This window comes from Bartonella sp. AP58NXGY, from assembly GCF_042195785.1.
Lineage (GTDB): Bacteria > Pseudomonadota > Alphaproteobacteria > Rhizobiales > Rhizobiaceae > Bartonella.
The window spans coordinates 1-881 of the sequence record NZ_JBHIOY010000157.1; the positions used below are offsets into that span (position 1 = coordinate 1).

Genomic DNA, 881 nt, shown 5'->3' on the forward strand with positions numbered 1-881 from the left:
AATTTTAAACTACTCCCTCTAAAAGTATCTAAAATACTTCAGAAGCACCAAAATGAATACAAAGGATTATCTAGCACAAAGCGAAAAAAAATCAAGAACAAAAAATTTTATCGTTAATGCCCCCTTAACAAACGAGATTTCTTATCCCCCACCGCTCGACAATCCAACGGCTCAAGACAAGTCCCCTCGAACGAATCGTCCAACACCGCTCAACGATAACACGTTTTTTTTAAAAAAAATTACAAACCCCAAAAGACGATAAACCAAGTCTTTTTTTTACAGATCAATCGCACATAGGCATAAAAGCCAATTTTTCGATAAAAGATCCCTTTGAGGAGATCAACAATCTTGATGAATCATCGCCCCAGTAAAAAAGAAAAAGAAGCGGATTTTTTTAACATTTCCGCCTCTTTAATCGTAAAGTTATGATGAGAAATAATTTAAAAAATTCAAGACTATGAAGGGAACCAATTTGATAACAATTCATACCTTACAGGATCATCAGCGCATTGTCCACCACCACATTCCAATATGGTCGAAATCAAATTTGCCGCGATTAAAAACACAAATAAGAAACTTGCTGTTTTACTTAAGATTGGAAAAGAAGAAAACTCTTTAAACTTGTGTGCCAATTCACCTAAAATCATGACGAATGCAACAGCAAAGATACAAAGGACAGAAATAATGAAAGCCCAAGTATAAAAATGCAATCCAAAGAACGTTGAACCATATCCCAGATCATCAGGTGTGATATGCAAAAATACCTGCCTTGCAGCAACAGCACTGGTGACCATACAACCGATAATAACCATTCCATAATGGGTATTTTTCACCCTGTGGTGAATATTGAGTAAGAACCCACATCCTGCCAGCATCAATCC

At 36.2% G+C, this 881-nt stretch carries 1 protein-coding gene; it reads right to left on the reverse strand.

What is annotated here, in order from left to right; translation table 11 throughout:
* Nucleotides 1-455 precede the first annotated feature (455 nt).
* Nucleotides 456-881 (reverse strand): disulfide bond formation protein B (locus tag ACFINC_RS10155; RefSeq protein ID WP_375617134.1); only part of this gene is annotated, 426 nt, incomplete at its 5' end.